The 4,786-nt window shown below is 63.3% G+C and carries 1 protein-coding gene; it reads right to left on the bottom strand.

The genetic code is table 11. The features are described from left to right. Positions 1-4,487, bottom strand: a 4,487-nt coding sequence (locus ENZ75_RS21345; protein ID WP_164887908.1) for a PAS domain-containing protein, incomplete at its 3' end; no start/stop codon positions are given. Between the last annotated feature and the right edge of the window lie 299 nt (positions 4,488-4,786).

Raw genomic sequence — 4,786 nt, 5'->3', positions numbered from 1 at the left:
GGCTTGGGCAGATAGTCGTCCATGCCTGCCTCCAGGCAGCGCTCGCGGTCGCCCTTCAGCGCATGCGCGGTGACGCCGACGATCGGCACATGCGTGCCGGTTTCTTCCTCCAGCCGGCGAATGGCGGCGGTCGCTTCGAGACCGTTCATCTCCGGCATGGAGACATCCATCAGGATCATGCACGGGTTGAGCCGGCCGAAGGCATCGAGCGCCTTGCGGCCATTGCCGACGATCTCGAAACCATAACCGGTCTCGCCGAGAATCTGGGTGAACACCATCTGGTTTACCTCATTGTCCTCGGCCACCAGTATGTCCAGCCTGTCGCCACCAGCCGCCACCGGTGGCCGGGGGCGAATCGAAGGCGGCTGCAGCAGCGCCCGCTGTTCGGACGGTGCCGAGGGCTGCGGCCGCGTCACATTGCTCGCAGCGACGTCGGCCGCGAGCGGCTGCGCGTCGCTGCCGCCAGTGTTGTGGCGATGCCGCTGGATGGTGGCGACCAGCGTTTCCAGCAGCACCGAAGAGCGCGCCGGCTTGATCAACTGGGCATCGATGCCGAGATCGCGATAGCTGGTGTTGGCGAGCGACTGGTCGACCGAGGTCAGCATGATGATCGGCGTTCCGGCAAGGCCAGCGGTGTTGCGCACGATCCGCGCCATTTCGGCGCCGCTCATTTCAGGCATCTGGTAGTCGAGCACGACGCAATCGACCGGCACGCCATAGGCGGCTGCGGCGATCAGCACCTTGAGGCCTTCGGCGCCGCTTTCGGCCGCGCAGGAATCGAACGTCCATGATGTCATCTGCTCGGTCAGGATCGCCCTGTTGACGGCATTGTCGTCGACGATCAGGACACGCGCGCCGGTCACGTCGATCGGCATGATGCGTTGCCCGTTTTGCTGTCCGGCCCTCGGCAGCGTCACCGAGAACCAGAACGTCGAACCCTTGCCTTCGGCGCTTTCGACCCCGATGTCGCCGCCCATCAGCTCGACGAGCCGCGAGGTGATGGCGAGGCCGAGGCCGGTCCCCTCGTGCCGCCGCGTCGATGAAGTGTCGACCTGGCTGAATTTCTCGAAGACCAGTTTCAGTTTTTCCTCGGGGATACCGATGCCCGTATCGGTGACCGAAATGGTGAGCTTCGTTCCGGCTGGAACCCTCTCGCCGGTGACGTCGACCAGCACATGGCCCTCATCGGTGAATTTCACCGCATTGCCGAGCAGGTTGGTGACGATCTGCCTGATGCGGCCGACATCGCCGATGAATAGGCTCTCGAGCCGAGGCTCGACACGTACGATCAGCTCGAGGTCCTTCTCCTTGGCGCGCGTCGACACCAGCGTCGCCACGTCCTCGATCGCCTCGGCCAGATTGAAGGGCGCCGGATCGAGCACCAACTGACCGGCATCGATCTTGGAGAAATCCAGTATGTCGTTGATGATGGTGAGCAGCGCATTGCCCGACTTCACGATGATGTCGGTAAACGTCTTCTGCTTCGGGTCGAGGTCCGATTTGGCCAGCAGTTCGGCCATGCCGAGCACGCCGTTCATCGGCGTGCGTATCTCATGGCTCATATTGGCGAGGAATTCCGACTTGGCGCGGTCGGCGAGCACGGCGCGCTGACGCGCCTCGCGCAGTTCGGCCTCCCGCATCTTCAGCTCGGTGATGTCGGTGGTCGAGCCGATCAGGTAGAGCGAACCGTCGGAGGCGATCATCGCGCCTTTGCGGGCGAATTGATGCCTGACGCTGCCGTCGGCCAGCGTGACCGTCTCTTCGACCTCCTGAGTTTCGCCGGTGCGCAGCACGGCGAGGTCGCCATTGACGAAGGCCTCGCCATCCGGCCCGAAAATCTCGATGTCGGTCTTGCCGATGGCCTCTTCCTTGCTGAAGCCCGTCAGATCGCACCAACCCTTGTTGACATAGAACTGCCTGAGATCGGAGCGCTTGGCGTAGATCGATACCGGCACATTGTCGATCAGGCTGCGGAACACCTCGTTCTCGCGCATGCTTTCTTCCAGCGCACGCTCGCGTGCCTTGACGTCGGTGATGTCGGTGCTCGAACCGACCAGATGCACCGACCCGTCCAGCGCCACCAGGCGGCTCTTGCGGGTCATCAACTGCCGAACCGTGCCGTCGCGATGGGTGACGGGTTCCTCGACCTCCTTGACGACGCCCGTCACGGCGACTTGCGTGTCGTCATGGCTGTAGCCATCCGCGTCCTGCGCGCCGAACAACTGCCGGTCGGTGCGGCCGATGACATCCTCCTTGGCCAAGCCGGTGATCGCGCACCAGGCCTTGTTGACGAATTCGATGCTCAGGTCCTGCGCCTTGATGAAGGCGGCCACCGGCAACTCGTCCATCACATGCCGGAACAGGTCGATCTGGCGCATGGAATCGCGCAATGCCGCCTCGCGGCTCTTGATCTCGGAGATGTCGACGCGAACGCCGATGAAGGTGCCGTCGTCGGTCCGCATGTCGTAGACCTGATACCAGCGGCCATCGGGATTGTGACGCTCGTAGGAGGAACTGGGCAAGCGGTAGCGGGCGAGGATCGCGTCCAGCCAGCGGTCATGATCGCTGTCGTAGAGCTGGTCGATTTGCGGATCGCCGCTGCTGCGGAAATAGCCGTTCGCATGACCCAGCACGAGTGCTTCGCGGAATGTACAGCCGGGCTGCCACGCCGGCTTCAAGGCCGGCAGCGTATCCTGGATCTTGCGGTTGGCGAAAACGAACCTGTCGTCGCGATCGTAGATGATCACGGCGGCCGGCAAGGATTCCAGCACGCTGGCGAGATGCTTGCGTGCGTCCTGCGCCTCCGTCTCGCGGCGCTTCATGTCGGAAATGTCGAACAGGAAGCCGGCAACGTAGTTGCGGCCGCTGGCCATGCCGACGCGGCTCTTCCGGACGATGCGCGAGCGGCAGGCGCCATCGGCCTCGAAATTCTCTTCCACTTCGTACGGCCGCCCGGTGGCAAGGACGTCACGTTCGCTCTGCTCGAAAAGCGCGACAGCGTTCGTTGGGAGGAAATCGCCGCCGGGCTTGCCGAGCATGGCTTGCGGCGTCTGGCCAAACAGAGCGGCGAACGCCTCGTTGACGAAGACGAAACGCAGATGGTCGTCCTTGACGAAGATCGGATCCTTGACGGCGTTGATCACCGCTTCCGCCAGCCGCGCTTTCTCCAGCGCGTCGGCAAGTTCGGCCTCCCGGTCCTTCATGTCGGTGACGTCGACATAGGAGATCAGCCGCTTGCCGCCGGCCAGCGGCGCCATCGACGATATCAGCGTGCGGCCGTCATTGCGCGGGAACTGCCGCGATCCGGCGGTACCGGCCCTGATTTCCGCCTCGCGCTCGGCGACATGCCGCTGCCATGACGCATCGTCGGCACCAAACGGATCGATGTCGCGGCTGGCGTCCATCAGATCGCGGAAGCTGCAGCCGATCTCGGCGCGCCGGGCGTCGATCTGCCAGAAATCATAGAAAGCACGGTTGATGATCTCGGCGCGCATATCGGCGTCGAGCACGAGGACACCGATCGGCATCTGGTCGACCATTGTGCGGAGACTGGCGAAGGTCTCGGCATTCCTGGCATTGGCGTTTTTGATCTCCGCATCGCGCTGCTTGATCTCGGTGACCTCATAGTAGGTCAGCAGCCGCTTGCCCCCGGACAACGCCGTCACCGAAAACATCATCGTCCTGCCGTTGGCATGGACAAATTCGCGCGGCGCGACGGATCCGGCGCGAATCTCGTCGAGGCGAGTAGCGAGGTAGCGCTGCCATTGCTGTTCGTCGATGTCGCCATAGATGCCGCTGCGGCGGTTGAGCTCCATCAACAGGCTGAACGGAGCGCCGACGGCAACAGCGCCGTCCGGAATCCTCGAGAGGTCGCGATAGGCCTTGTTGACGATCAGCGTGTCGAGCCTGGCATCGAGAAGCACGACGCCCATATGCATGGCGTCCATCGTCCGCTCGAGGTCGGCCAGATGCTGGTCGGGCTCGCCGTCACCCGATGGTTCCCGCCCCAGACTTTTGAAGGCGCCGGCCAGAGCCGTGACGTTGCGGCCGATGCCGCGATAGCCGGCAAATCTTCCTTCGTCGTCGAACTTTGGAAAGCCTGATGTCAAAACCCAGCGACAGTCGGCGCTGCCAGCCTTGAGCTCATAGACGAAGTCGCGAAAAGGCCGGTGCGCCTGCAGATCCTCCAGATGCGCCGCGCCACTGCGATCGCCGTTCAGGACCTGGTTGAGGAAGTCGAAGCGGAACCGGCCAAGCACGTTTGCCGGATCGATGCCGGTGGCGGCCTGGTAATTTTGCGAAAGCCAGGAGAAGCGCAGTTCGGCGTCCGTTTCCCAGACCCAGTCCGAACCGGCTTCGACGAGTTGGCGAAGCGCATCGTTCGAATCCATGCAAGAGGCGGACGATGAGGCATCGTCGCCATGCACTGTGGATCTGCGAGGCCCGCGCTTGCCGCGCGCGCCGATTGTTTCGTCCGCTTCCGCCATGCCGTCCCCACCCCGAAAACCAAGGCCGAACCCTCCTCCGCGGTTCGTCGGCGGAATCTGCCCGAGAAGCATTAAGGATCCGCTAACCTTAACGGTCGGTTGGACAGGATTGCGCGGCGCGGTCTGCTTCATTCCGCCCGGTTGTCGGCGGGGTCGAACCCGCTATATAAGCAACGGCAGGGGTATTGCTGATGCTTGGACGGATTGTGCCTTTTTTCATGGGGCTGGCGCTGCTTTTCGGCGGCGGTTGCTCGCGCAGTTATGACGGCACGGTCGTCATCCCGAGACCGCTTGATGTC

Source organism: Mesorhizobium sp. M7A.F.Ca.CA.002.04.1.1 (genome assembly GCF_004022805.1).
GTDB lineage: Bacteria > Pseudomonadota > Alphaproteobacteria > Rhizobiales > Rhizobiaceae > Mesorhizobium > Mesorhizobium ciceri.
Note: the sequence above shows the minus strand (reverse complement) of the source record. Positions and strands in the feature narration are given on the sequence as shown.